Genomic DNA, 25,549 nt, shown 5'->3' with positions numbered 1-25,549 from the left:
GATACCCTTTTTTGAGTGTTTGTCGTTACGAGGGTAGTTACTTCGCTATTCATTTTCACAAAAGAGGGAAAGCAATTTCATCTTTCACTTCCTTTAATACAAAAGCACTTTTTACGGCTCCAATATTTGGTAGGGTGGCAATTTTGGTCTTTGCAAAATTGTAGTATGCATCAAGATTTTTAACGATGACCTTTAAGAGAAAATCAAACTCCCCTCCGACTACAAAGCACTCCACAACTTCAGGAAATTGATTTACCAATTCTAAAAAATCGTCCATCATAGGGCCCTTTTGAGCCTCAAGAGAGATAAAACTGAACACAGTAATACTACTTTCGACTTTCTCTTTATTGATTACGGCCACATAATTTTTAATATAGCCATCTTGCTCTAGTCTTTTGATGCGTTCATAAACGGGGGTTTTGGTTAAATTAAGATGCTCGGCAATGCTTTTGGCAATTGTTTTGGCATCCTTCTCCAAAATTTTTAAAATAGCCCTATCTATGGCGTCCAGGTCCGTGATCATACTTTTTCCTTTTACAAGTTCAAAATAAATATAAATTTATTGTTTTTCCTTTATTATGATCCATTAAAAGGAATTATCACTAATTTATATTTATAATACACTTAATAGTTCTTTTAGAACTATCTTTATAAGAAAATATTTCGAAATGAATTTTCATCTCGCACAAGCCAATATCGCGCGCTTTAAAGCAAGTCTTGACGACCCTTTAATGAAGGAGTTCGTTGATTTCTTAGAACCCGTGAATAAATTGGCAGAAGAAAGTGAAGGATTTGTTTGGCGATTGATGGATGAAGAAGGTAGGTCTGCAAGTTATATTGAATCTCCTTTTAAAGATGAGATGATGGCAGTAAACATTAGCGTTTGGAAAGATTTAAGTTCCCTTAAGGCTTTTGTTTATGGAACGGTCCATTCCTATTTTTTACAGAACAAAAAGAAGTGGTTTGATATGAAAGGCCCATCACAATTTGTAATGTGGTGGCTGCCCGAAGGAGAACTACCCACATTGCAAATGGCCAAAGACAAATTAGAAACGATGGAAAAAAATGGGGATACCCCTTCAGCTTTTTCAATGAAATCAATCTTTGATGCAAACGGAAAATTATTAGTATAAATTAAATTTTAATTAGTCAGCAAATTTTATAAGGATGAAAACTGCATACGAAAGCAATCCTATTTTAGATAAACTTCCACATCATCTAAGACAATACATAAAACCTCAAGGTTATGATAACTACACAGCCATAGATCAAGCAGTTTGGCGTTACGTTATGCGTAAAAATGTTGACTATTTAAGCAAAGTTGCTCACAACTCTTATATTGAGGGCCTTCAAAAGACTGGTATCTCCACCGACGATATTCCGAATATGTACGGCATGAACCGAATTCTAAAAGAAATTGGTTGGGCCGCCGTTGCCGTTGACGGTTTTATTCCTCCTTCTGCTTTTATGGAATTTCAAGCATATAATGTGTTGGTAATTGCCTCTGATATTAGACAACTAGAGAATATTGAATATACACCAGCCCCAGACATTATCCACGAAGGTGCTGGCCATGCCCCAATTATTGCCAACCCAGAATATGCAGAATATTTAAGACGTTTTGGTGAAATTGGCTGCAAAACCATTTCAAGCGCCAAAGATTATGAATTATATGAAGCTGTTCGCCATTTATCCATTATCAAAGAAGCTGAAGGGACTCCCGCTCTGGAAATTGAAAAAGCAGAAAAGCAAATTGAATTCTTGCAAGACAATATGGGAGAACCAAGTGAAATGGCCCTTATCAGAAACTTGCATTGGTGGACGGTAGAATATGGTTTGATAGGTAGTGTCAAAAAACCTCAAATTTATGGTGCAGGATTACTCTCTTCCATAGGTGAAAGTGCTTGGTGTATGACTGATGGTGTAGAAAAACACGAATATACATTAGATGCAACTTATACCGGTTTTGATATCACTAAACCACAGCCACAACTATTTGTCACTCCAGATTTTGCTCATTTAAGCCAGGTTTTGGAGGACTTTGCGAATACCATGGCCTTGCGAACCGGAGGTTTAAAAGGATTGACCAAATTGGTAAATTCTAAAGCTTTAGGATCCATAGAGTTAAGCACAGGCATACAGGTCTCAGGTGTTTTTGAGCATGTTATCTCCAATGATGGAAAGCCCCTTTATTTCCGAACCTTTGGGCCTACTGCACTTGCCTATAGAGAGAAAGAGCTTGTAGGCCATGGCACACTTCAACATCCTGAAGGTTTTGGCTCTCCTATTGGAAAATTAAAAGGAATCAACCTTGCCATTGAAGACATGAGCCCAAGGGATTTAAAGGCATACAATATTTTTGAAGGTGAGCGCATTACATTAGAATTTGAAGGTGGTGTAATCGTTACTGGTGAAATAATTACAGGAACAAGAAATTTAAAAGGGGAGATTGTACTAATTACATTTAAAGATTGCCGTGTTACCCATGATGAAACCATATTATTTTTGCCAGAATGGGGGCTATATCATATGGCGGTTGGAGAGCAAATAACTTCAGCATTTAATGGCCCAGCTGATTTAAACAGTTTTGATTTGATAAGTCATGAACTTACTGAAACGACAATAAAACCCAAAAGAAAGGAAGAGCAAGTCTTGTTAGCGCAGTATTATAGACAAGTACGAGAATACAGAAAGGGCACTAATACTACCATTTCTAGAAATAAGGTATTTCAAGAAATCAAAGAGAAATTCCCTAATGACTGGTTATTGTCCGTTGAGCTGTATGAATTGGCAAAATCTACGGACGAGAGCAATCTCACCAATAACATTTTAAAACACTTAGAGCTGGTCAAACAAAATAATCCCAATGTCGGCCATTTAATTGATGATGGATTAAGTTTAGCGGATAAGATGTTTTCCATTAAGGTTTAATTCTTCGATAGCACCAATCGATTTATCTTCGAAAACCAATTTCCATCCCATAGAGTTGGTGAGCAATAAAAATTTAGAAAGCTCGGTCAGCAGTCGGTTTTCTGAATTGCTTTTTAAGGTTGATGCTTCAATTTTTTTGAATAATGAAGCATTCACATTACGCTTGATAGCATTATAATCTTTAGCGTCAAACTGATTCAAATAATCTGCGGACACATCATAATATTCAAAATCAGGATTGATTTTGACTTCTGGCTCAGGAATGTTCTTTATGAACAAGGTTCTAGACTCTTGATCAATTTTAAAATCAACCTTTGTCAGATCGTAAGCAATAGTCACATCAGCATTTACGACCACAAGGGCTTTCTTATCGGCAGTAATCAATGGACCAAAAAGTTCTTTGGAATCAGCATAATTATAAATCTCAGCAAAATGACCTTCGGTCACAATCAATTTTGAAACGTTATTGATCTGCTGTTCAATCAGCATCGAATTCTCTTGTAGAATCACTTTTTTATCTAAATCATCAGAACATGATTTATATATCAAAACGGAAGCCAAAGCGATAATGGCTCCAACAAGAATTTTTTTCATTTTATTTTAAATATGCTTTCACGGCTTCTAAGGCTTCAGGGATACCCGCAGGGTTTTTTCCCCCAGCAGTCGCAAAGAAGGGCTGTCCACCTCCGCCACCTTGAATATATTTACCCAATTCACGAACAATGGTGCCCGCATTCAAGTTACGCTCAAAAGCCAATTCTTTTGAGATGTAGCAAGACAATATGGCTTTTCCATCTTTTTCAGATGCTAATAGCAAGAAAAGGTCTTGCTTATTGCTACCTATCTCAAAAGATAAATCTTTGATGCCACCAGCATCTATATCCACTTTTTTTGCTAAAAATTTAACACCATTTACCGTTGTCAATTCATTCAATAAATCGGTCTTTAAACCCTTCGCTTTATCCTTTAAAAGGCTTTCCACTTGTTTCTTTAACTGTATGTTTTCATCCTGAAGTGCAACTACGGCCTTTACCGGTTCTTTGGTATTATTGAGCAAGTCCCTTATTTCAAAAAGCGCTCTATTGTTCTTAAAATAAAAATCTTTCACCGCATCTGAAGTAATCGCCTCTATTCTTCGAATTCCAGCAGCGACGGCACCTTCGGAAGTTATCTTAAAATGCCAAATATCCCCCGTGTTTTTCACATGGGTGCCACCACACAACTCGATGGACTGTCCGAAACGAACGGTGCGCACGGTATCTCCATATTTTTCCCCAAATAGAGCCATAGCCCCTTCTGCCATGGCATCCTTTATGGCAATATTTCTATTCTCTTCAAGCGGCAATTGTCCTTCTATACGAGCATTTACAAAATTTTCGACTGCCCTTAACTCTTCAACGGTCAACTTTGAAAAATGAGAAAAGTCAAACCGTAAATATTTTGAATGAACTGCCGACCCTTTTTGTTCTACATGATTTCCTAAAACCTCACGAAGTGCTTGATGCAATAAATGTGTTGCTGTATGATTACTTGCTGTTCGCCAACGCTGTTTTTTATCAACGGAGGCTTTAAAAGTTCCCGAAACATCTTTGGGTAAATTTTCTGAAAAATGAACAATCTCATTATTCTCTTTTTTAGTGTCCGTGATATATGTCACATCTCCATTAGTAGCTTCTAGATAGCCCTTATCACCCACTTGACCGCCACCCTCAGCATAAAAAGGAGTCAGATTAAAGACCAACTGGTATTGATCTCCGTCTTTTTTACTCGTCACCTTTCTATATTTCACCAGTTTTACGTTTGCTTCTAAACTATCGTATCCGATAAATTCTTGTTCCGCATCTTCAGAAAGAATGGTCCAATCTTCTTTTGAAGTCTCAGAGGCCGCACGAGATCTATCCTTTTGAGCTTTCAGTGCTTTCTCAAATCCATCAACATCCAGTTCATATCCTTTTTCCTCCAAAATCAGAGCGGTCAAGTCAATAGGAAATCCAAAAGTGTCATAGAGTTCAAAAGCCTTGGAACCGTCAATGGTTTTATCTTTTGACGTTTTTATAACGGAATCCAACAAGATCAAACCTTGTTCTAAAGTGCTTAAAAACGAATTTTCTTCTTCTTTAATGACATTTTCAATCAATTGGTATTGTTGTTTTAGCTCCGGGAATGCTTTCCCCATAGATTCACCCAAGACTTTCACCAACCGATAAATGAATGGTTTATTAATGTTTAAAAAGGTAAATCCGTAACGTATAGCACGTCTTAATATTCTTCTAATGACATATCCAGCTCCTGTGTTACTGGGCAATTGTCCATCTGCAATGGAGAACGCCACAGCTCTCACATGGTCTGCTATTACGCGAATAGCGATATCTACATCCTCTTCCTTACCGTATTTAGCGTTGGTAATCGTTTCTATTTCACGTATCAAAGGAGTGAAAACATCGGTATCGTAATTTGATTGTACATCTTGCAACACCATACAAAGGCGTTCAAAGCCCATGCCCGTATCAATGTGCTTATTGGGCAAGTCTTCAAGCTGTCCGTTCGCTTTTCGATTGTACTGCATGAAGACCAGATTCCAAATCTCGACGACGAGAGGATGGTCTTGATTTACCAATGAAGCTCCTGAAACTTTTGATTTTTCTTCTTTTGAACGAATATCTACATGTATCTCTGAACAAGGTCCACAAGGGCCTTGGTCTCCCATTTCCCAAAAATTGTCCTTTTTGTTGCCCATGATGATCCTATCTTCAGGCACTATGGCTTTCCACAAATCGTAAGCTTCTTGGTCCATTTTAAGATTGTCCGCATCATCACTCCCTTCAAAAACAGAAACATAAAGGCTGTCTTTGTCAATTCCGTAAACTTCAGTCAAAAGCTCCCAGGCCCATTGAATGGCCTCTTTCTTAAAATAATCTCCGAAACTCCAGTTACCCAGCATTTCAAACATGGTGTGGTGGTAGGTGTCCTTGCCCACCTCTTCTAAATCATTGTGTTTACCACTTACACGAAGGCACTTTTGGGTGTCAGTAACTCTTTTTGATCTTACCACAGAATTTCCTAGAAAAAACTCTTTGAATTGGTTCATACCTGCATTGGTGAACATCAAAGTAGGGTCATTTTTCATGACCATGGGTGCCGATTGAACAATCTTATGTTCTTTCGATTTAAAAAAGTTTAAAAACTGTTCTCTAACCTTTTGGGATGTCATCTTAGGAGTTAAGCTTTAATTAATTTTAACAGAATGAACAAAACAATTTTTATATTTGTTTGTTTCCATAAAAACGAATGACCAAAAATAGGATAATTTCATTTCATGTCTAAAGTAAAATACTATTACGATCCTGATACGCTTTCGTATAGAAAGATTGAACCAAAAAAATCAAAAAGGTATCGCAATCTGTTTTTTTTCATATTAGGCGCTGCTCTATTCGGATTTTTGGGTTTACTTTTCTTAATGAACACGAATTTGGTCAACACGCCAAAAGAACTTTCTTTACAGCGTGAGGTGCAGAACTACGAGCTGCAATTTGACATATTAGATAAGAAAATGGAACAGATTGAGAATGTTCTCGCCAATATTGAAGATCGTGACAATAATATTTACCGCTTGTATTTTGAAGCGAACCCTATCCCTGAAGAACAACGTCGAGCAGGATTTGGTGGGGTAAATCGTTATAAATCCTTAGAAGGATTTAATAATTCTGACATTGTCATTAATGCATCCAAACGTTTGGATATCATTCAAAAACAAATGGTTATCCAATCTAAGTCTTTGGATGAAATTGCAATTCTTGCTGAAGAAAAAGAGAAATTTTTAGAAGCTATACCAGCTATTCAGCCTATTAGAAATGAAGATTTAACACGTATGGCATCTGGTTTCGGATGGAGATCTGATCCTTTTACGAAAGCAAGAAAAATGCATTATGGAATGGACTTCACAGCACCACGGGGCACACCAATTTATGCGTCAGGCAATGGTAAAGTTACCCGCGCTGACAATAGGGCATCTGGCTTTGGAAAACATATTCGCATTGACCATGGTCATGGTTATTTAAGTTTGTATGCGCATTTGAGCAAATACAATGTCACCCCGGGGCAAAAGGTCAAACGTGGCGATCTTATTGGTTTTGTTGGTAGTACAGGCCGTTCTGAAGCTCCTCATCTACATTACGAGGTTTGGAAAGATAAAGAACGTATCAATCCTATTAATTTCTATTACGGAAGTTTATCACCACAGGAGTTCGAAAACATGCTCAAGTTTGCCGCTCAAGAAAACCAATCTCTCGATTAATGCACATAGACCTTCCTGAAAAACGGTATTATGGAATTGGCGAAGTAGCCAAAGCTTTTGGCGTAAACACCTCGCTTATCCGCTTTTGGGAAAAGGAATTTGATGTATTACAACCAAAAAAGAATGCCAAAGGCAACAGAAAGTTCACCCCTGAGGACATTAAAAACCTTAAACTCATCCATCATTTAGTCAAGGAACGCGGTTTTACGCTTGAAGGAGCTAAAATTCATTTAAAGGAAGACAAGCATAAGATCCTATCTAATTTTGATGTCATAGAAAAACTACAAAAAGTCCGGGCTGAATTAGTAAAAATTAAAGAGAATCTTTAGTTGATCGTAACAAAATTGGTTTTCTTCCAACCTATAGACAACTATAAACGAAATAAACACTAAAACTTTATAAAATGAAAAAGCTATTAATTCCATTAATCGTAATTGGCGTCTTAATCTTTGTTCTGGGAAGCTGGTATGTCAACACCAATAATTCATTGGTTGATATGAAAGGCCAAGCAACAAAACAATGGGCCAATGTAGAAAGTTCTTATCAACGTAGAAGTGATTTGATTGGTAATTTGGTAAAAACCGTACAAGGAGCTGCCGACTTTGAGCGGGGAACCTTAAAAGATGTCATTGAAGCACGCTCCAAAGCCACTTCTACAACCATTGATGCTAATAATCTAACCCCTGAAAAGCTGGCTGCTTTTCAACAAGCACAGTCAGGTCTTTCATCAGCTTTATCAAGATTATTAGTAACTGTTGAGCGCTACCCGGACTTAAAAGCAAATCAAAATTTTCTAGAACTACAATCACAGTTAGAAGGAACCGAAAATCGAATCAATGTGGAGCGTAATAGGTTCAATGATTTAGCTGGAGAATACAATATCAAGATTGAAAAGATTCCGACCAATATCATCGCAAATATTGCTGGTTTTGACGGGTTGGCATTATTTAGCTCAAACCCCGGTGCTGAGAATGCCCCTGATGTTGACTTCAATTTCGACTAGTAATGTCTAAAGTAGAAGATTTTCTTACTGCAGATGAAGAACAAGAAATTGTACAGGCCATTCTTGAAGCTGAGAGAAACACTTCAGGTGAGATTCGCGTGCATATTGAACCTACTGCTAAAATTGATCATTTTAGTCGTGCCCAACAGGTATTCCATTTGCTGAAAATGGATAACACCAAAGATGGAAATGGCGTACTGATCTATGTTGCTGTGAACGATAAAAAGTTTGTCATTTATGGTGATAAAGGTATTGACAAAGCAGTTCCTAGAGGATTTTGGGAAGGCACAAAAGAAACTATTGCCAACCATTTTAAACAAGGAAATTTTAAGAAAGGAATCATAGAAGGAATATTAAAGGCAGGTAAGGAACTTGAAGCCCATTTTCCTTGGGATCATAATGATACAAACGAACTAAGCGATGCAATTTCAAAAGGGTAGTCTACTTATTGCATTACTATTGGTGTCTTTTGCTTGGGGTCAATTCACCATACCCGAGAAACCGTCTAATCAAACCAGTGTTTACGATTATGTGGGCTTACTTTCGGCAACACAAAATTCAGCTTTAGAACAAAAATTAGTCCGTTATGCCGATAGTACTTCAACTCAGATAGTCATTGCCATAATAACTACTACCAGAGGCGAAGATATTAATTACCTGGGGGCCAAGTGGGGACAAAAATGGGGTATTGGACAAGCTAATGAAGATAACGGTGTATTGGTTCTGTTAGCTCAGGATGACCGCAGAATAGCAATTAGCACAGGTTATGGCGTAGAAGAATTTCTAACAGATTTGATGAGCAAAAGAATTATTGAATCAGTCATAATTCCGGAGTTCAAAGCTGGAGATTATTATAGGGGATTGGATAAAGGAGCCGATGCTATTTTTGAAGTCTTGACCGGGCAGTTTATAGAAGATAGAAGCTTTAAAAACCAAGGTTTTCCGTTCGAATCATTCTTACCATTTATTATATTCTTTGTCATTCTCATTATTCTAGCAAGCCGCAAAGGTCGGGGGGGCGGTAAAAACAACCGAGGAGGACGTGGTGGAAGCGGACTTGACATTTGGGATATTATAATTCTCAGCAATATGGGACGTGGAGGTTATAGAGGTGGCTCTTCTGGTGGAAGCGGAAGCTTTGGTGGAGGAGGTTTTGGCGGCGGCTTTGGAGGTGGCGGCTTTGGAGGCGGTGGTGCTTCAGGCGGCTGGTAAACTTATTCCGCTTAAAGCTTATGACACCTTAAGTTCTTAAAAATTCAAGTTAAAGAACGCCCAAATTATTTATTCCCTTTCAACCTAGGGTTATTTTCATATTAGTAATTAAAGCAACCCGTAAAGGCCTAGAGTATCTCTATATAAAAAAATGGTGATGAAAAGACTGATATTTCTATTTGTATTACTCAGTATTTTGTTTTCTTGTAATGATGATGAAAATAACCTTGATTGTAGTTTAGTAGATTGTGCAGGCTTTCCAAGTCTTAATTTTGAACTACTGGTGAATGGAGAAAATGCTTTTACAGCGGATCTTTTAAATATTGATGAAATTTCATTAACCGGTATTTTTCCCGACCACTCAGAATTGACCACCTTCGAAGTCAACTTAGCCAACGGAGAAACTGAAATATTGTTTTTAAACAGTTTTGCTTGGGAAGAAGGAACTTATGATTTTAATTTGAACATCGGTAGCGAATATACCAGCAAAATAGTAGTCGAGGTCGAAGAAACTCCAAAAGGTGGATGTTGTGGAGGAATACCATTTTTCACAAGTTTGCAAATAGATGGCGAAGTCATTCAAAATCCAAATTCCGTAATCACCCTTGATATTGCATTATAGAATTAGGCTCTATTTATTTTTTCCGCATAAAAAATCTTTTTAAAATTTCTCACTAGTAATGCAGTAATTCATGACTAAAAACACAGAGGATTGATTAATTTTTTGTCGTTATTATAGTCTCATTCCGTGTAAACAAATTGCCACTTGCATCCATTCCTTCAATAAATAATTTTATAGTTTTTTGCCCCTTGACAGGCACCATAATTGTGGTTGGAATTTCTGAGCCTATTAAAATGTTTGCCTTCCAATCTATAGCACCATAATTTTTAAATACGGGTGTCGTATGATCTGGATAATTAGGCGTAAAATATTCTTGTGGCCGAGCATAGCCGTTTTCTATGGCAAATTTTAAGAATTTGTTGCGATTCTGAGGAGAAACATAGTTATGATTTAGTTGAATTGAAATAAATGGATTAGTTCTAGTTTTTTTAAAACTAATAAACTTAACACTAGAAAGAGGCATTCCAATAACTTCCCCCTGAGATGCCATCATACCCTCTATAATTATTGGAGCTTCGGGAAATGGGAACTTGTTTACAACAGCTCTAACTCTACCTTCTCTCATTAAAATTGAAAAACCAAGCCTACGTAGGTATGAAACTACTGATTTTGTTCTTTTAATATCTAAATCATTTACAAAACTACCCTCTATCTCCGCTGTAATTTGAAATTTGTTATCTGTAGTAGTCACTTTTTCAGTCACTACAACTTCGTCTAAAGCGATTGTAAGCTCTACAAGGTTCAAGGATTGATTACCTTCAACAGAAGACCCTATATCTTTCTTTTCAAGAATTACATTCTCAAAATTTAACCAATTATCTTTCTGAATCCTTAAAGGATTAGTATTAAAAAATTGGACTTCGGCATTTGGTTTTCTAAGCTTTCCTTTTTTTCCAATTAAAGAGATTCCCAAAGAATCACCCTCGAATAAGTTGATATTACTTTCAAATGCTTTATTAACACTCAATTCTTCAAAAGTATAAGCTCCAGAAAAATCAGTAACTAGTGAAACTTGGTTTTCTTCAGTTAAATCAGCATCCAGCACTTTCCCTGAAATGGAGATTCCTGTTTCCATGTCAAAGCTTAATTTTAATTCCTCAACTTTTCTTGACTCCCAATCATATTTTCCCCAACCTTCAACTATCAAGCGCTTATCAAGTTCAAATCGTTTTTTTCTATTCATATTATCAAAGTAATAGGATCCTTTGAAAGCATTTTTCAAATAATAGTCCACCAAAAAAGCGGAAACAATTGAATTCTTGGGATTGTATGCGAAACTCGAACTAGGTAGTACGGAAACACTCACATTGGTATCCAGAATACCATTCTTTGGTCTTATAAAATCTATTTGAATACTATCGCCAAACTCGCTTAGGCAATGTTCAACTTCTAAGGGTACTATTCGTTCTTTATCATTTCGATGGTTAAAGAACATTCTGTAAGACACTGGTTTTAGTTGGTCATCAAAAAGAACCGCAGTATTTACGCCATAAGGCAAAGATTTTCTTAGCAACGCGATAACAGATTCTTCTTCTATAATTTCAACAGCCTCAAAAACAATGGACTCATCTTGATAAATAGCAACTGAATAATTTTCGCCATCTTTCTCTTTGAATATTTGCTTTGAGGCTATCAACTTTACCAAAATATTGTCTTTCCCGTTATTATCAATATTTAATCCAATTCTATTGGATTTAGGAATTGGAAGCATTTTCTTTGAATATCCAATGGCATTATTTCCCCACTGTAAAAAATACTTTTTACCTATGGACACCATAAAACCTATCTTTCCTAATCCTAAAGAGTTGGTAGTAATGTTCGAACGGACCACATTACCCTGACCATCTACGAGTTCTAGGTTATTTACCGACAGCCTTTCTCCAGTTGTTCTTGAAAGTACAATCCCAATTTGGTTAAAAGCACCCTCGATTAAATATCCTCCTTCGGGATATACTTCAATTTTGAGTTCGTCTACAATGTCATCATCTTCTACACCAGCTTGTATTATCTTAATATGCTGTTGAAAAGGAGTGAGATGCTTAAAATTTCTTTGGTAGTTAGTCCAAGCTATAATTTTATAATCCTCCTCTGTAAAAGTAGAATCAATAGCAAAATCCCCATTTGTCAATCCATCCTCGGTATAGAACAATTTTCGTTTAATTTCATCTCCTTTTTTATCATAAATAGCAACATGAAGATTTGTGGTTTTCAATGAAGGCAATTGGGTGTTCTGATCTTGAACATAAGCCTTAAACCAAAGCCTTTCCCCTTTTATAAATGTAGTTTTGTTCAAATGGAGATGGATGTTTTCGAATAGCTGAGGTACTGTCTCCTCGGTTTGGGTAAAACCAACGTTGGCACTAAAATGAAGAAAACAAAAAAACACAAGTGCTTTTTCCATATACACTGTTTTTATTGTTATAAATTACGAAAAAAGACTCCTAATTCTTATTTTTTGCGCATGAAAACCGTCATAGGTACACCGGTAAAATCAAATTCTTTTCGCAATTGATTTTCTAAAAAGCGTTTATAAGGATCGCGTACGTATTGTGGTAAATTACAAAAGAAGGCGAACTGCGGATAAGGTGTAGGTAGTTGGGTGCAAAACTTGATTTTTACAAACTTGCCCTTATATGCAGGTGGTGGATGGTTTTGAACAATGGGCAACATAACATCGTTCAGTTTCCGGGTTACAATTTTCTTTGATCGATTTTTATATACCTCAACAGCAGTTTCAATAGCCTTAAAAATGCGCTGTTTGTTTAACACGGAAATAAAGAGAATCGGTACATCAACGAAAGGTTCCATGGCCTCGCGTATCTTCTTTTCAAAATCACGAACTGAGTTAGTCTCTTTTTCGACTAAATCCCACTTATTGACCAAAACTACAATACCCTTATTATTTCGTTGCGCCAACCAAAAAATATTCTGTACCTGCCCATCAAATCCTCGTGTAGCATCCAATAATAAAATACATACGTCAGCATGCTCTATGGCACGCACAGAACGCATCACAGAATAAAACTCTAGATCTTCCTTTACTTTGGCTTTTCTACGAATACCTGCCGTATCGACCAAATTAAACTCAAACCCAAAACGGTTGTATTTTGTATCAATACTATCCCTAGTGGTACCAGCAATATCAGTAACGATATATCTTTCTTCACCAATTAATGCGTTAATAAAAGATGATTTACCTGCATTGGGTCGCCCCACAACGGCAAATCGAGGAAGTTCACTTTCTTCTTCAACTACCTCTGGCAGTACTTTAACCAATGCATCTAATAATTCTCCTGTTCCACTACCATTAATGCTTGAAAGTGTATAATATTCACCTAACCCTAAAGCGTAAAATTCAACCGCATCAGCTTCACGTTGCCCGTTATCCACTTTATTAATGGCCAAAAAAACTGGTTTATCTACTCTACGCAATAATTTGGCAACGTCCTCATCCATCCCTGTAACGCCAGACTCCACATCTACCATAAAAATAATAGCATCCGCCTCATCGATGGCAAGTTCAACTTGTTGGTCAATCTCCTTTTCAAAAACGTCGTCACTTCCAAGAACATAACCTCCGGTATCAATAACTGAGAACTCCCTGCCGTTCCAATCTGTTTTTCCATAATGGCGATCACGAGTAACCCCACTTACTGCATCAACGATTGCTTCTCTTCTTTGAATCAAGCGATTAAAAAAAGTTGACTTTCCAACATTTGGTCTTCCCACTATGGCTACAATTGCCCCCATCCTCAGTAATTTTTGGCAAAAATAGCATTTATTTACCAAGAAAAATCGATACCTTTTGGAATAGCAAACCTAACAACATGAGCGATTTAGGAAATGAAATCGTTTTACGTCCTCGTTTTGAAATTTCATTGGTTACTGAAATTGAAAAACTAATGGCATTTTTTGATCAACAGACGCAAAACCCTTTTGTAATAAAACGAATAGACGAGCATATTTATATTAGATTTCGACAAGAGGAAACTACCTTTTGGTCTCCACAGCTCCATATAGAACTGACTTCTTTCGAAAAGGGCATAACTAAAATTCAAGGGCTTTTTGGGCCTAATCCTACTCTTTGGACATTTTTTATGTTCCTTCACTTCGGGGTAGGCACTCTATTTGTCATCATTGGTGTTTTTGCTTATTCAAAATATTCATTGGGGCAAGATATTACGGTCTGGATAGTCATTATGATTTTGCTGACCTTGCTTTGGTTTGTACTTTATGCTTTTGGTCGTTTAGGCAAATCAAAAGGTAAAGCTCAAATGAAACAGCTAAAGGTTTACTTTGACCAATTGGTCTCAGATTTTGAAAAAAGCAAAAAAGGCACAATTTAAAAAATCATGCCTTGCACTTAGATTCAATTATAAAACAGAACTATCTTAAATTCTTAGTTTTCATAAAAAGTAACTGTACCACTCACTTCATTACTCACTACCAACAATTCTTTACCAGTAGGGCTATCTTCTGCTGCAATTACAATGATTCCTTCAGGGCCAACATCACCAGCAGTTTCTAAAATTTGAATGAACTCAGGAGCGCTTGGGTTACTGATATCATACACCATAACTTGATTATTTCTTTCAAGACCTACAAAAAGTATTTGTTTATCCCCTATTTTTTGAATAGTGACTGCTTCTGGTTCCGCACCTTTATCATCGCTTCTACCATCATTACCATTAAAAGCCCCTGGAGTCAGTAATAAAGTTTGTATCGCAATATCATTACCACTATCATAAACCAATTGACCGTCGCCTGACCAAATAGAGAATGAACGAGCGCCATAGTTATAAATAGCATCATAATCACCATCACCGTCAATATCGCCCAAAGTGTTGGTTACTTTGAGCCTACCCAGGTTTTCTTCTAATTGAAGGGTAGCAGCATCTGGAAAAACCGTTTCATCAAGCATAAAATCTTCTAAACGTTCTTCTTCTGAGTAACCATCATAATCTCTGGCATCTCCTTCATTGGCGGTCACCACATAATCCATTCCATCAACATTGTAATAGGCAATTGCATCAGGTTGGTACATTCCATAAACAGGAACACTGCGTAATGCTTTGGTATCATCTTTATCACTAGGGTCTATTTCATTGCCCATGGCAGAATAGTCTTTAAAGCCTAAAGGGACAATAGCTTCAATCTGTTTCGTTTCTAGATTCACTACTGCTACTCCATTGTTTTCTTGCAGCGTTACCCAAGCAGTTTTTGAATCATCAGAAACTGCTACATACTCAGGCTCAACGTCCATGGCCAAAGTAGCATGCGGACCAAATACTCTAAAACCTTGAGATTCTAAATCTGCCTCTTGACTGTTAAAGGCATCAAAACCTAAATTGTAAACTTCTCCGCTTTCAATATTGATAATACTAATAATTCCCTTTGGATCAATTGTATAATCATCATTAGGCTCTCCCTCATTAGCTACTACAATATATTTTCCATCAGGGGTAAATGTCACCATATCAGGAAGAGCTCCTACATTAAAAACATTTATTTCCTGTTGCGTAGTAGTATCAAAAAGCTCAATAAAACCTTTATCTTGCTTTGTTGGAGCTTCAATGGCAACAGCCAATTTCCCATTACTCACTGCAACACTGTTAGGAGCTCCATCCTGTAAACAAACTACTGGACTCAATTGTACAACATTGTTAATATCTGAAATGTCAAAAGACGAAATCTCATTGATTTCAACATTAACGACAAATAACTTATTAGTTGAAGGGTCAAATGCTGAAATTTCAGCAGCACCTTCGCCACCTACTTGAATGGTGCTATGATAGTCAAAATCAATATTTACTATTTCTTGTGGAGCATCATCCTCTCCACCACCATCATCACCAATAAAATCATCTAAATGTTCGCAACTAATAAAGCAAATAGCTAATCCTAAATAGGTTAGCGGTTTAATAAAATTTTTCATTCTGATTGGTTTAAATTTCTATGAAGGTCTTAAACCAAAGTGAAGTTAAGGTTAGCTAAATTGTAAATAATGATTTAGTTATTGTAACCAAAACGTTTCAACTGATTACTGTTGCTGCGCCAATTTTTATTGACTTTTACATAAAGCTCAATATGGACTTGTTTGTCAAAGAATTTTTCAAGGTCTTTTCTAGCTTCAACTCCGACCCTTTTTAAGGCAGAACCTTTATGTCCAATAATAATACCCTTTTGAGTATCACGTTCAACCATAACTACGGAGCGAATTCTGATAATCTTATCATCTTCAATAAATTCTTCCGTTTCGACCTCAACCGCATATGGTATCTCTTTTTTGTAGTGAAGTAAGATTTTTTCGCGAATGGTCTCATTGACAAAAAATCGCTCTGGTTTATCTGTCAATTGATCTTTGGGATAGTAAGGCTGCCCTTCAGGAAGTAATTCCAATATTCTGTCAAAAACTTCTTTTACATTAAAATTTTCTAGTGCAGATATCGGATGAATCTCTGCATTGGGCAACAAGCTTTGCCAATGTTGTATTTGGTCTTCTAAGACCAATTGTTCAGAAGTATCTATTTTATTGAGCAGTAATAAAACTGGAATTTTACTATTCTCTATCTTTTGGAAGAAAGCCTCATCTTTTAAAGCCTTTTCCCCTATCTCGACCATATATAAAAGAACATCGGCATCTTCAAAAGCCAGCTTTACAAAATCCATCATGGCCGTTTGCATTTCGTATACCGGCTTGATGATGCCTGGCGTATCAGACAAAATTACCTGAAAATCATCACCATTCACAATTCCTAAAATACGATGTCGCGTTGTCTGGGCCTTAGATGTGATAATAGAAAGTTTCTCTCCAATAAAAGCATTCATCAAAGTAGACTTGCCCACATTTGGATTGCCAATAATATTTACAAAACCAGCTTTATGCTTTTTCATGCTTCAATTTTTGAAAATATATTTTAGCTGCCTTATTTACTTTAGGTGCTAATAGTAATACCGCAATCATATTTGGTATCACCATTAATGCATAAGAAAGGTCAATAAGGTTTTTCACCAATTCTAAAGAGGCTACAGCAGCAAAAACAATCATAATGACAAAATACCAATTGTAAAACCTACCTATTTTGGCATTGGTTAAAAATGATAGGCATTTCACCCCATAATACGAATATGTAAATAATGTAGAAAGGGCGAAGGCAGAAACAATAATCATTAATAGTACGCCTCCCCAATTACCGAGAGAAATATTGAATGCGTTTAAGGTCATTACAATTCCGCTTCCATCCTCTAAATAAGCTCCACTCAAAATGAGCACCACAGCAGTGAACGTACATACCAAAATGGTATCAATAAAAGGTCCTAACATCGCAACTAAACCTTCTCTAATAGGTTCATCATTTTTAGATTGACCATGATACATTGGAGCGCTACCGAGGCCAGCCTCATTAGAGAACATGGCCCGTCGGACACCAATAATGACAAGCCCCCAAAAGCCCCCAGTAACCACTGTTTTAAAATTCCATGCTTCAGTTACAATCAATTTTAAAGATGGTAATACTTGTGATGCATTCATAATCATGGCCACTATGACCGCCACCAAATACACCATGACCATAAAAGGCACAATAGCGGTAGCTACTTTTGCAATTTTTGCAAGCCCTCCAAATATTACAAATGAAGTTATTAGCGCCAAAACGAAACCAATGGTCAACTTCCAATTAAAATCAGTCATTTCAAAAAGTGATTCAGAAGGCTGAATTACACTCATAAAAGTCTCTGTAAATTGATTTGCGGTAAACACACCCAAAAACCCAAATAGACCTGCAATACAAAAGAAGATAGCAAGAGGCTTATATTTCTTTCCCAAACCTTGTGTAATGTAAAACATAGGTCCACCTTTTAGTTTGCCTTCAGAATCTTCACCACGAAACATAATTGATAAACTACATGAGTAAAATTTGATACACATTCCGATAAGTGCCGTCATCCAAATCCAAAAAACGACACCCGGCCCACCATCATGAATGGCAATAGCCACGCCAGAAATATTGCCCAAACCAACAGTCGCGGCCACAGCTGCCGATAGTGCTTGTAAAGAACTAACATCACCTTTAGCATTTTTATCGTCATATTTGCCTCGAGTAATTGCAATGGCATGCCCAAAAAAACGATAGGGTAAAAATTTGGAATAACATACAAGAAAAATTCCACCTCCAATTAATAAGACGAACATTGGCCACTCCGTTCCTGAAATGGCATTTAATAAAAAATTATTGAATTGCTCCATGATTTCGAAGGTAACTATTTCGATTAAAACTGGAAGTAGTCTAAGTCATTTCAATTTATTTTTCAAATCAAAGTCTTACTAAATTTGGAAATAACGCTCAAACGGTTGTATATTTGCCGTCCACATCGCGGGATAGAGCAGTAGGTAGCTCGTCGGGCTCATAACCCGAAGGTCACTGGTTCGAGTCCAGTTCCCGCTACTAGTAAACAAAGGGCTTTTGAGAAATCGGAGGCCCTTTCTTATTGATCAGATATAACACTTCATTTTTTAAAATTTTAATTACTCTTAATTATAAGGACTACTACCGCTTTAATTCCTTTTATAAACCTACTCGTTTCATAAAAGCTTCTCTATAACTATCCCCAATAGGAATACGTATATCATAGATAACGATCTTACTTTTTTGTATTGAGTCTATTTTATTAACATTAACGACAAAAGAACGATGCACCCTAATAAAATCATTACTCGATAATTTTACTTCGATATCTTTGAAGTTCATTAGAGTTAAAATTGGCTTTTTTTCAGTATCAATATGAATTTTTAAATAATCTTTCAAGCCTTGAATGTGAGTAATGTTTTCAAGTTTTATTTTAACATTGCCATAATCTGATTTTACGAAAATAAATTGATTAGACTCAGATTCACTTCCGCTAGCTGAAGAGACATTTCCTAGTTTTTCATGCCCTTGGCGAAGAGAAAGAAGTTCTTTAACCCTATTTATTGCAGTAACGAATCTGGGAAAGGGAACAGGTTTAACCAAATAGTCTACTGCATTGAGTTCAAAGCCATCAATTGCGTATTGTGGATAAGCTGTTGTGAAAATAAAAAGAGGTTTTTTATCTATTGATTTTACAAATTCTATACCTGTAATTTGAGGCATTTCAATATCTAAGAACACTAAGTCCACCTCTTCAGTCTGGATATGGCCTATACTTTCTAAAGGATTGGTAAATGTCTTAATTACTTCTAACTCACCAATGTCTTCACAATAAGATTTTATGATGTTTATGGCCAAGGGCTCATCATCAATTATGATACAATTCATTTAGAGAGATTTAGTTCAAGTTGTACGGAATAAGTACCACCATTTTTATTGATTTTTAATGCATGATTATCTGGGTATATTAGACGCAGTCTATTTTCAATGTTATTTAAGCCAATGCCAGAATTAATTTTATCTTTTCTATGTAATCCAATTTTGTTTTTTATTTCAAAAAAAAAGTTTTCATTATAAATTTCCATCTTAATATTAATATCAGTTTTTCCATTAAAATCAGTTCCGTATTTAAAGGCATTTTCTACAAATGGAATAAGAAGTAAAGGAGGTATCTTTTTATCTTGGTATTCACCAATGATTTTTAGTTTTAAGGCGCTACTGTCTTTCAACCTAAAGCGTTGAAGATGTATAAAGTTTTTTATGTAACTGATTTCTTTTGATAGGGGAACCATTTCTTCCCTGGCCTCATATAACATGTATCGCATCAGCTCAGATAAGGTAATCACAGCTTCTGGAGCTTCTCGCGATTTGTTTCTAACTAAACTGTAAATACTATTTAAAGAATTAAATAAAAAGTGAGGGTTTAGTTGCGCCCTTAAGAACTGTAACTCTGTTTCCTTGCTTTGAACCTTAATTTCTTGGTTGACCTTATCTTTTTTATAAAACTCCTTCACCAGTCCTAAAACCCCTCCCAATAGAAAAAATGCTAGCGAAAAGATGAACGACATGGCATATGGCAATTGTCTAAAAGGAAGCATTTTTTCTTGTTCCGTAAGAACAATTGTATCAGTCAATTCTAAAAACTTCTTAAAGGGTGCAGGAAAAAAGTATGAGTTGATGATTACATTAAAAAAGAGTATGAATAGAACGGAAATGATAATATAGGCAAGTAGCTTTTTCTTGAGTAAAAACTTGGGGACTAGAAAAAGGTAATTGACATAAACCAGCACCAATGGTTGAAGTATGAAACGAGGTAAGAAGTTTGGATCAACCTTTCCAAGTTCTCCAAAACTTATACCTATTGGAAAAGAAAGAAAACATATCCATACAATGATATGAATCCAAATCTCTTTTATTTTAATCAACTTTTTCAAATTTCTTCTATTGGTAATTATATTTTTAGTAAGTTATCCCATTTTGGTCCAAATCAAATTTGGAAATCTTTGGCGAAAGTCTTTTTTCTAATCTATTAATTACCAAATAACCTATCTTTTCTGCTTCAATTTTAGTTTTAAAGGTTTTTCTATTCGAAATACCTGGAATATTTCTTTGTTTAATCAATATCTTATTGTCGTAATAAATGGTGTATTCCCAACCCTCTTGATTTTCTTCAACCTGCAATTCATATTGGCTATTTGAATTCGTATATAAAAATTCAATCCCTATGATTCCTAAAATGATTACCGCCAAAACCAAAATTAGGCGTGTTTTTTTTAAGTTCATCAAGTTATGATTTTAAACCGTATTCTCTTGGAAGGGAATACGGTTTGCTGACGCTCAACATATTATAAAAAATCAAAACAACATTAATCATCCTCGTCTTCTTCTTGGTTTGGAAAAAACTCTCTATTATCATCTAAGTATAGTGTTCCACTTCTTCCTAGTCCAACAAAAGCTCTAGACCCATTGTAAAATCCTATAGCTCCTTGGCGAACAATTCCTTCATATTCGGTCTTTTCTTCCCAAAGATCAGTTGAAGGATTGTATTCCCAGGTACTAACCGTACCTCCAGTTGTTGAAAATGCTCCAGTTGAAATATATCCTTTATCACCGACTGCAAAGCCGACAGCATTATTTCTTACAATGCTGTAATCATCATCATCATCCAAATCTAGCAAAGGACTCCAAGTTTCCGAATCCAGATTAAATACCCAAAAATCAGTGAGGTTAAGACCGTTTGACACGCCCGTACCCAAATAAACATTATTATCTATGGTAAATGTAGTACCATCTCTTCGCTTATTGCCGCCAAAACCCACTAATTCGGTCCAACTATCGTTAGAAGGTTCATACCTCCAAAAATCCTTCTTATCGTTGTCGCCATCAAAACCGGTACCCACATAACCATTTGTTGTTGAGTTAAAAGCCAGCGCACCTCTTCTAGCCGATCCACCAAAATCTGAAAGAACATCCCATGTATTTGCTGAAATATTGAGTCTGTAAAAATCCCTTAATTCGTTATCCCCATCATAACCTAAGCCCACATAACCATTTCCATTTACGGTAAACCCAACTGCCGAACTTCTAGGAGTACCTGGGAATGATACGAGTTGACTCCAAAAATTGCCTTCCATGTCATATTCCCAGACATCTGTGAGTCTATCATCACCATCATAACCAGTTCCCATATAGCCTTTGTTGCCTATTGTAAAATAAAAAGCACCGCTTCTTGGTGTACCATCAAAAATTGATCTATCTACCCAATTTCCTAATAATTCGTCATCATCATCATCATTTGAACACGAGATTAATAAAGGAATTACTACTATTAATATTGCTATTCTGAAAACTGAGATTGTAGGTGAACTTGTATTAGTTTTTGTTACCATTTATTTTTTATTTAAATTATATTTTATTCCCATAGTTAAGTAAGCTGAACCGTTAGGTTCAAAATTGTATACCAAATTTTGATTGCTATCCAGTAATTCTAAAGAGTTGTTTGAAAGAAAACCTATTCGGGTTGTTGCACTTATATTTGGTTGTAATCTATAAATATGTTCTAAACCAATATCAAGACCACTAAACTTTAACTTGGTGTGCTGTATTTGATCACCATTAAAAATCGTAGTAGCTGAAGTATTGGCGTATATCCCAGATAACATTCCTCTTAAATGAATCAAATTTCTTTCATTTACCAGGTACCATAGACCACTCTTCGGAAATCCCAGAGAATAACTCAATCTCTCTCCTATTTCTTTATTAAATGAGATAATTGGGAAAAATTGGGGCTCACCAAGTATTTGTCCACGACCTATACCCAGAGTAAATGAGTTAAAGTTTTTGTTGTTGTACCAATCTTTTGATATCGTAATCTTACCGTTGTATATTAAATCTTCGTTGGTTATATCATTTATAAGACTAGAAGAAAGTATGGGGCTCATTGAAATATTAAGACTCCAATTATTCTTGATAGAACCAGAATAAAAAAAGCGAGGTTCCACAATATGGAATACCTCTAAGGAGTTTTCCAAGTCATTATCGACTTCAAAAAATGAAAATTGATGGTTTGAATATGACAAACTCAATCCGATAAGTCCGATTTCTGTAGCCTTTTTTGTTGTAAATGATAAATTGAACATTCTGGCTTCCGTTTCTCCCACACTAGGGACTAGGCTGTATTCAAATGAGACTAACTCATTGAATTCAAAAGACTGACCATGCATTTTAGAATAAGATAGAACAACCATTAGAAGGAAGTAATATTTGTTTTTCAATCTATTTTTTTTTCAAAACTATCTAAGGAATTAAGTTGTTTGAAAAAAGATATACCGAGAATGATGTTTTATATACAAACTCATTTTTTTTGTCGATAAAGGTGAAACACAAAGTTCATAGACACATTTTCTTTATAGACAGAGATTTAATCTTATTTAGTATATAATACTTCATCACAAAAAAGCATGCGGTTTTCTTTGCAACTATTATAGCCGTAACATGAAGAAATTATTAATCGTTTTTAGTGTTGGACTGTTTATTGTTGCATGTTCATTTGATATAGAAAACATACCAACTCTTGAAGTAGGACAAGAATTTGTCAATTCAGAAGTACGTGTTCTAGTACTTGATACTTTTACAGTTAAACTCTCCACTTTTAGGTTTGATAGTATTAATTCATCAAGTACTGAAAGATTGCTTGTTGGTCAATACAATGATCAATTTACTGGTAAAGTTCGAACTGAAAGTTATTTTGAACTGACTCCAAGAGACTATGAATTGCCGAATGATGCTGAATTGGATAGTGTGGCCTTGATACTTGGTTATGATAACTATTTTTACGGAGATACCACGCTAATTTCAAAAATAGGTGTACATCAATTAGAGGATAGGGTAAATCCTGATGAAGATTTCTTTTATAATACAAGCAGATTAAATTTTGATCCAGAACCATTAGCTTCAATAAATTATAGACCAGAACCCTTTGATGAGGATTCTCTGCATATTTCAATACCGATAGAATTCGGTCGTCCAATTTTTGAGGGAATTAGAGAAAATGAAATTAACAATGATGATGATTTAAGAGAATTTTTTTATGGTTTTACCTTACAGCCTGATGCTAATGATAACACATCAATAATTGGTTTTTCGAGAACTCAAGAAGAAGGTGCTTTCACCATCGAAGCATCTTCGTATTTACGTTTCTTCTATACCACTCCTCAAGAATTCGAGGATGAAGAAGATTTTTACGATCTCATTATACAGCCATCAACAAGAGGAGTAACGGGATTTAATCATATTTCCAATACATTATCAGAAGAAAGTAGTTTAACCGCTTTAACAAAACAAGAAGATCTTTTGCCGTCTATAGCCTCAGGCGATTTAGGATACATTCAGTCTGGGACGGGTTATGCCTTACGTGTAGAGTTTCCGACGATTAGAAGACTATTTGAAATTGAGGGTACAGGCACCATATTAAGCGCTGAATTACAACTAAAGCCACCTACTGATTCATATAATGATTCTTTTCCAATTCGTGGTAATTTGAATGTTGGTCTTGTTGACAACAATAATGAAACAATTCTAACAGGATTACTAAATGATGATGGAAACGCAGAGGAACAACTTATAGGTCAACAAGAGGAGTTCAGTGAAGTATTATATGAAATCTCAGTTGGCACTTACATTGATACAAAATTGAATGAAACTACTATTGTTAAAGATGCACTATTACTGTTCACCCAACAATACAATAATTCTGTAGACCGAGTTATACTGCAAGGAGAAGAGAATATGGATTTTGAAGCAACGCTAACGCTTACCTATGCAATATATGAAGAGTAAAACGCTAAAATTAGCTTTAATACTACTTATTCCTGGTATAACATTAGCTCAAGGAAATGGCACCACCGGTTCTCCATACTCCCTTTTTGGTTTGGGCATAGAAAGCAATGCAAGCATAGGAAAAAACAGTTCTCTGGGTGGAGGTGGTTATGCGCTTAGCGGAAATAATTTTATCAATAACTTAAATCCTGCATCTTATGCAAATTTTGGAACCAATACATTTTTGTATGATGTAGGGGTTTCCGCCGAGATAAGCAATATTGCTAATAGAAGTGCTGACGAACGGAGATTTGCGGGTAGTATATCAAATTTGGCCCTTGCAGGAAGTATTACACCAAAATCAGGGTTTGGTATTGCTATAATACCTTTCACAGATGTAGGTTACTCATTGCTTGGGGTAGAAAGTAATATCGAAGGGGCTACTGATACTTTTGTTAGTAATATTTTTGGTTCGGGTTCATTAAATGATTTAAAACTAGTTTACGGTCATCGTATCTTAAAAAACATAAGTATAGGTGGTAGTCTGTCCTATCTTTTTGGCTCAATAGAAGAACGTGAACAGATAAATACTGGGAGTAGTGGCTTGACAGTATTAGAGGACAACAGATACACGGGAACCCGTTTGGGTTTTGGAGTTCAATATGACTTTTATAATAAACTTACATTCGGCTTTGCAATAAACTTTCCTACTTTCTTATCAGGGAAACAAGATAGAACCGTACAAAGAACCTTAGAAAACACCCTACCGGGTTTAGTTGATAATGAAAAAGATATACCGCTTTCTAATTTTAAACTGCCTATTGAACTTAACCAAGGTATATTCTTCAAGGCTAAAGAAAACTTGAGTTTAAATATTGACTACGGCATCAAATTATGGGGTTCAACAAATCAGACCGATAATATTGGAAAGTATATTGATCAATACATTTTTGCGGCCGGGGCTGAATATTATATCGATGACAGGGGAATTAAACCCTGGCATCGGTTACGTTTTAGAGCTGGATTTAATTATGACACTGGTTATCTAGAGATAAGAGACACGAACATTGAGTCTTATCAGTTTACAGCTGGAATAGGTATCCCTATTGGTCCAGGGAGAGGTTCTAACATCAACATTTCATTTGCAAGAGGTAATCGCGGTTCTATTGGAGGATTATTGGTTGAAGAAAGCTTTAATACCATAAACATCAACTTCAGCCTTAAAGACATTTGGTTTGTTAAAAGAAAGATAAATTAAGTTATAC

Annotated in this window: 24 protein-coding genes and 1 tRNA gene; 12 read left to right on the top strand and 13 right to left on the bottom strand. The window is 35.9% G+C overall.

Annotated features, from left to right (window positions below; genetic code table 11):
• Positions 1–55: 55 nt before the first annotated feature.
• Positions 56–523 (bottom strand): Lrp/AsnC family transcriptional regulator, encoded by a 468-nt coding sequence (locus RM706_RS07280; protein WP_311350368.1) that lies wholly within the window; start codon positions 521–523, stop codon positions 56–58.
• A gap of 145 nt (positions 524–668) precedes the next feature.
• Between RM706_RS07280 and RM706_RS07275 the strand changes: the two genes are divergently transcribed.
• Together RM706_RS07275 and RM706_RS07270 are read left to right on the top strand one after the other, a co-directional pair.
• Positions 669–1,133 (top strand): DUF3291 domain-containing protein, encoded by a 465-nt coding sequence (locus RM706_RS07275; protein ID WP_311350367.1) that lies wholly within the window; start codon positions 669–671, stop codon positions 1,131–1,133.
• Positions 1,134–1,167: 34 nt separating this feature from the next.
• Complete coding sequence (locus RM706_RS07270; protein ID WP_311350366.1) at positions 1,168–2,931, top strand: aromatic amino acid hydroxylase; 1,764 nt, start codon at positions 1,168–1,170, stop codon at positions 2,929–2,931.
• On the opposite strand, the gene RM706_RS07265 is transcribed toward RM706_RS07270, so the two are convergent.
• Positions 2,899–3,525 carry a DUF4230 domain-containing protein gene (locus tag RM706_RS07265; protein WP_311350365.1) on the bottom strand — a complete coding sequence of 209 codons (627 nt, stop codon included), beginning with the start codon at positions 3,523–3,525 and terminating at the stop codon, positions 2,899–2,901. The genes RM706_RS07270 and RM706_RS07265 overlap by 33 nt on opposite strands.
• Before the next feature lies 1 nt (position 3,526).
• Positions 3,527–6,142 (bottom strand): alanine--tRNA ligase, encoded by a 2,616-nt coding sequence (gene alaS / locus RM706_RS07260; RefSeq protein WP_311350364.1) that lies wholly within the window; start codon positions 6,140–6,142, stop codon positions 3,527–3,529.
• Between the two features lie 105 nt (positions 6,143–6,247).
• On the opposite strand from alaS, the gene RM706_RS07255 reads away from it, so the two are divergent.
• From RM706_RS07255 to RM706_RS07230, 6 genes are all read left to right on the top strand, one after another.
• The gene (locus tag RM706_RS07255) at positions 6,248–7,225 is read left to right on the top strand and encodes a M23 family metallopeptidase (RefSeq protein ID WP_311350363.1); all 978 of its coding nucleotides are present in this window, start codon (positions 6,248–6,250) and stop codon (positions 7,223–7,225) included.
• Positions 7,225–7,554 carry a MerR family transcriptional regulator gene (locus RM706_RS07250; RefSeq protein WP_311350362.1) on the top strand — a complete coding sequence of 110 codons (330 nt, stop codon included), beginning with the start codon at positions 7,225–7,227 and terminating at the stop codon, positions 7,552–7,554. Before RM706_RS07255 ends, RM706_RS07250 begins: the two co-directional genes overlap by 1 nt.
• A 74-nt stretch (positions 7,555–7,628) precedes the next feature.
• The gene (locus RM706_RS07245) at positions 7,629–8,228 is read left to right on the top strand and encodes a LemA family protein (protein WP_311350361.1); all 600 of its coding nucleotides are present in this window, start codon (positions 7,629–7,631) and stop codon (positions 8,226–8,228) included.
• A gap of 2 nt (positions 8,229–8,230) precedes the next feature.
• Positions 8,231–8,668, top strand: coding sequence for a TPM domain-containing protein (locus RM706_RS07240; protein WP_311350360.1), 438 nt, complete (start codon positions 8,231–8,233; stop codon positions 8,666–8,668).
• Positions 8,649–9,440: a TPM domain-containing protein gene (locus tag RM706_RS07235; RefSeq protein WP_311350359.1), complete on the top strand. Its 792-nt coding sequence runs from the start codon at positions 8,649–8,651 to the stop codon at positions 9,438–9,440. The genes RM706_RS07240 and RM706_RS07235 overlap by 20 nt, the downstream gene beginning before the upstream one ends.
• A 157-nt stretch (positions 9,441–9,597) precedes the next feature.
• Positions 9,598–10,062 (top strand): hypothetical protein, encoded by a 465-nt coding sequence (locus tag RM706_RS07230; protein ID WP_311350358.1) that lies wholly within the window; start codon positions 9,598–9,600, stop codon positions 10,060–10,062.
• 94 nt (positions 10,063–10,156) lie between these two features.
• On the opposite strand, the gene RM706_RS07225 is transcribed toward RM706_RS07230, so the two are convergent.
• Positions 10,157–12,463, bottom strand: a complete 2,307-nt coding sequence (locus tag RM706_RS07225) for a hypothetical protein (protein ID WP_311350357.1) — start codon at positions 12,461–12,463, stop codon at positions 10,157–10,159.
• A 47-nt stretch (positions 12,464–12,510) separates the two neighbouring features.
• Complete coding sequence (der, locus tag RM706_RS07220) at positions 12,511–13,812, bottom strand: ribosome biogenesis GTPase Der (protein WP_311350356.1); 1,302 nt, start codon at positions 13,810–13,812, stop codon at positions 12,511–12,513.
• Positions 13,813–13,889: 77 nt separating this feature from the next.
• Between der and RM706_RS07215 the strand changes: the two genes are divergently transcribed.
• Positions 13,890–14,408, top strand: a complete 519-nt coding sequence (locus tag RM706_RS07215) for a GTP-binding protein (protein WP_311350355.1) — start codon at positions 13,890–13,892, stop codon at positions 14,406–14,408.
• Positions 14,409–14,461: 53 nt separating this feature from the next.
• On the opposite strand, the gene RM706_RS07210 is transcribed toward RM706_RS07215, so the two are convergent.
• The 3 genes from RM706_RS07210 to RM706_RS07200 all read right to left on the bottom strand — a co-directional run bounded on the left by RM706_RS07210 (position 14,462) and on the right by RM706_RS07200 (position 18,307).
• Positions 14,462–15,997, bottom strand: a complete 1,536-nt coding sequence (locus RM706_RS07210; RefSeq protein WP_311350354.1) for a choice-of-anchor I family protein — start codon at positions 15,995–15,997, stop codon at positions 14,462–14,464.
• A gap of 74 nt (positions 15,998–16,071) precedes the next feature.
• Positions 16,072–16,956, bottom strand: coding sequence for a GTPase Era (gene era / locus RM706_RS07205; protein ID WP_311350353.1), 885 nt, complete (start codon positions 16,954–16,956; stop codon positions 16,072–16,074).
• On the bottom strand, positions 16,943–18,307 hold the full coding sequence (locus RM706_RS07200; protein ID WP_311350352.1) for an alanine/glycine:cation symporter family protein: 1,365 nt from the start codon (positions 18,305–18,307) through the stop codon (positions 16,943–16,945). The genes era and RM706_RS07200 overlap by 14 nt, the downstream gene beginning before the upstream one ends.
• Before the next feature lie 126 nt (positions 18,308–18,433).
• On the opposite strand from RM706_RS07200, the gene RM706_RS07195 reads away from it, so the two are divergent.
• Positions 18,434–18,506, top strand: a tRNA-Met gene (locus tag RM706_RS07195).
• A gap of 120 nt (positions 18,507–18,626) precedes the next feature.
• On the opposite strand, the gene RM706_RS07190 is transcribed toward RM706_RS07195, so the two are convergent.
• The 5 genes from RM706_RS07190 to RM706_RS07170 form a co-directional block, all read right to left on the bottom strand.
• Entirely contained in the window at positions 18,627–19,355 is a 729-nt protein-coding gene (locus RM706_RS07190) for a LytR/AlgR family response regulator transcription factor (RefSeq protein WP_311350351.1), read from the bottom strand.
• Positions 19,352–20,401, bottom strand: coding sequence for a sensor histidine kinase (locus RM706_RS07185; RefSeq protein ID WP_311350350.1), 1,050 nt, complete (start codon positions 20,399–20,401; stop codon positions 19,352–19,354). Before RM706_RS07185 ends, RM706_RS07190 begins: the two co-directional genes overlap by 4 nt.
• 25 nt (positions 20,402–20,426) lie before the next feature.
• Entirely contained in the window at positions 20,427–20,750 is a 324-nt protein-coding gene (locus RM706_RS07180; RefSeq protein WP_311350349.1) for a DUF4907 domain-containing protein, read from the bottom strand.
• An 83-nt stretch (positions 20,751–20,833) separates the two neighbouring features.
• On the bottom strand, positions 20,834–21,856 hold the full coding sequence (locus RM706_RS07175) for a Kelch repeat-containing protein (protein WP_311350348.1): 1,023 nt from the start codon (positions 21,854–21,856) through the stop codon (positions 20,834–20,836).
• Positions 21,857–22,714: a hypothetical protein gene (locus tag RM706_RS07170; protein WP_311350347.1), complete on the bottom strand. Its 858-nt coding sequence runs from the start codon at positions 22,712–22,714 to the stop codon at positions 21,857–21,859.
• 247 nt (positions 22,715–22,961) lie between these two features.
• Between RM706_RS07170 and RM706_RS07165 the strand changes: the two genes are divergently transcribed.
• Together RM706_RS07165 and bamG are read left to right on the top strand one after the other, a co-directional pair.
• Positions 22,962–24,305 carry a DUF4270 family protein gene (locus tag RM706_RS07165; RefSeq protein WP_311350346.1) on the top strand — a complete coding sequence of 448 codons (1,344 nt, stop codon included), beginning with the start codon at positions 22,962–22,964 and terminating at the stop codon, positions 24,303–24,305.
• Positions 24,295–25,542 carry a BamG family beta-barrel-assembly machinery protein gene (bamG, locus tag RM706_RS07160; protein ID WP_311350345.1) on the top strand — a complete coding sequence of 416 codons (1,248 nt, stop codon included), beginning with the start codon at positions 24,295–24,297 and terminating at the stop codon, positions 25,540–25,542. The genes RM706_RS07165 and bamG overlap by 11 nt, the downstream gene beginning before the upstream one ends.
• Positions 25,543–25,549 lie beyond the last annotated feature (7 nt).

It is taken from the genome of Croceitalea rosinachiae (assembly GCF_031846445.1).
In the GTDB taxonomy this organism is placed as follows: Bacteria; Bacteroidota; Bacteroidia; order Flavobacteriales; family Flavobacteriaceae; genus Croceitalea; species Croceitalea rosinachiae.
This window is presented reverse-complemented; position numbering and strand designations above follow the sequence as displayed.

Coding starts and splice junctions, on each gene's coding strand:
- RM706_RS07170 (WP_311350347.1), bottom strand. CDS start 22,714: ATGGTTGTTCTATCTTATTCTAAAATGCATGGTCAGTCTTTTGAATTC.
- RM706_RS07250 (WP_311350362.1), top strand. CDS start 7,225: ATGCACATAGACCTTCCTGAAAAACGGTATTATGGAATTGGCGAAGTA.
- RM706_RS07275 (WP_311350367.1), top strand. CDS start 669: ATGAATTTTCATCTCGCACAAGCCAATATCGCGCGCTTTAAAGCAAGT.
- RM706_RS07210 (WP_311350354.1), bottom strand. CDS start 15,997: ATGAAAAATTTTATTAAACCGCTAACCTATTTAGGATTAGCTATTTGC.
- RM706_RS07245 (WP_311350361.1), top strand. CDS start 7,629: ATGAAAAAGCTATTAATTCCATTAATCGTAATTGGCGTCTTAATCTTT.
- RM706_RS07225 (WP_311350357.1), bottom strand. CDS start 12,463: ATGGAAAAAGCACTTGTGTTTTTTTGTTTTCTTCATTTTAGTGCCAAC.
- RM706_RS07200 (WP_311350352.1), bottom strand. CDS start 18,307: ATGGAGCAATTCAATAATTTTTTATTAAATGCCATTTCAGGAACGGAG.
- alaS (WP_311350364.1), bottom strand. CDS start 6,142: ATGACATCCCAAAAGGTTAGAGAACAGTTTTTAAACTTTTTTAAATCG.
- RM706_RS07175 (WP_311350348.1), bottom strand. CDS start 21,856: ATGGTAACAAAAACTAATACAAGTTCACCTACAATCTCAGTTTTCAGA.
- RM706_RS07215 (WP_311350355.1), top strand. CDS start 13,890: ATGAGCGATTTAGGAAATGAAATCGTTTTACGTCCTCGTTTTGAAATT.
- era (WP_311350353.1), bottom strand. CDS start 16,956: ATGAAAAAGCATAAAGCTGGTTTTGTAAATATTATTGGCAATCCAAAT.
- RM706_RS07180 (WP_311350349.1), bottom strand. CDS start 20,750: ATGAACTTAAAAAAAACACGCCTAATTTTGGTTTTGGCGGTAATCATT.
- RM706_RS07270 (WP_311350366.1), top strand. CDS start 1,168: ATGAAAACTGCATACGAAAGCAATCCTATTTTAGATAAACTTCCACAT.
- RM706_RS07190 (WP_311350351.1), bottom strand. CDS start 19,355: ATGAATTGTATCATAATTGATGATGAGCCCTTGGCCATAAACATCATA.
- RM706_RS07255 (WP_311350363.1), top strand. CDS start 6,248: ATGTCTAAAGTAAAATACTATTACGATCCTGATACGCTTTCGTATAGA.
- RM706_RS07280 (WP_311350368.1), bottom strand. CDS start 523: ATGATCACGGACCTGGACGCCATAGATAGGGCTATTTTAAAAATTTTG.
- der (WP_311350356.1), bottom strand. CDS start 13,812: ATGGGGGCAATTGTAGCCATAGTGGGAAGACCAAATGTTGGAAAGTCA.
- bamG (WP_311350345.1), top strand. CDS start 24,295: ATGAAGAGTAAAACGCTAAAATTAGCTTTAATACTACTTATTCCTGGT.
- RM706_RS07230 (WP_311350358.1), top strand. CDS start 9,598: ATGAAAAGACTGATATTTCTATTTGTATTACTCAGTATTTTGTTTTCT.
- RM706_RS07240 (WP_311350360.1), top strand. CDS start 8,231: ATGTCTAAAGTAGAAGATTTTCTTACTGCAGATGAAGAACAAGAAATT.
- RM706_RS07165 (WP_311350346.1), top strand. CDS start 22,962: ATGAAGAAATTATTAATCGTTTTTAGTGTTGGACTGTTTATTGTTGCA.
- RM706_RS07265 (WP_311350365.1), bottom strand. CDS start 3,525: ATGAAAAAAATTCTTGTTGGAGCCATTATCGCTTTGGCTTCCGTTTTG.
- RM706_RS07235 (WP_311350359.1), top strand. CDS start 8,649: ATGCAATTTCAAAAGGGTAGTCTACTTATTGCATTACTATTGGTGTCT.